Source organism: Campylobacter sp. RM12654, from assembly GCF_020137585.1.
Classification (GTDB): Bacteria; Campylobacterota; Campylobacteria; order Campylobacterales; family Campylobacteraceae; genus Campylobacter_E.
The window spans coordinates 1-719 of sequence record NZ_JACGAR010000072.1; the positions used below are offsets into that span (position 1 = coordinate 1).

Below are 719 nucleotides of genomic sequence, written 5' to 3' on the forward strand. Positions count from 1 at the left end.
ATGATCCAACTGGCAAAGCTTTTACGGCAACTGAAGCAGTTAAAGTAGCAGATAAGCATGTGTTTTATACAAATAAAACACAAGCAAATGCTGGTGATAACGGTGAAGTAGCTGTAGACTTTAGTTTAGAAAAAACTTGGAAGGGTGCTGGTAATGATGCAGATACAGCCGGTGCGCATGACCAAATAGATTCTATATTAAATAGTAAAAATAATTTTGATGATGTTAAAAATGCTTACTACGAGCAAGCAGCAAGACACGCAGCTGATGGTGCAGCTAAAGTTTCAACTGAAGCTATACAAAAAGCAGTAAAAGATGGAACTGAAATAGACTTAAGTGCTATTCATGCAGAAAAAATTGGTGCTTTAAATATGGAATTTGTTGGGGCACAAAACGCTGTAACCACAGCAGGTGGGGATACATATAAAGATATGCTAAAAGATGCTAATGATGCAGTAAAAGCGGTTTTAGGTCAAAATACTTCTAAACATGCTAGTTTAGCAGATGCTAATGCTAAAATCGATGATGCCTTAGCAAAACTTCAAAAAGTAGTTGATGCAGCTGATGGTAAAACTATGGCTACAAATGAGGCAGAAAATGGAATGGTTGCTTATGCAGCTATGAAATTCCTTGAAGGTGTTAAAGAAGGCTTAAATGAAGGCGATAGAAAAGGTCTTAAAGATATGATTGGTCTTACAGATGACACTAAAACTAACTTC

General features: G+C 36.4%; 1 protein-coding gene. It reads left to right on the plus strand.

Going from position 1 to position 719, the window contains the following annotated elements:
- Positions 1-719: hypothetical protein (locus AVBRAN12654_RS09360; RefSeq protein ID WP_336614386.1), on the plus strand; the 719-nt coding region annotated here is incomplete at both ends.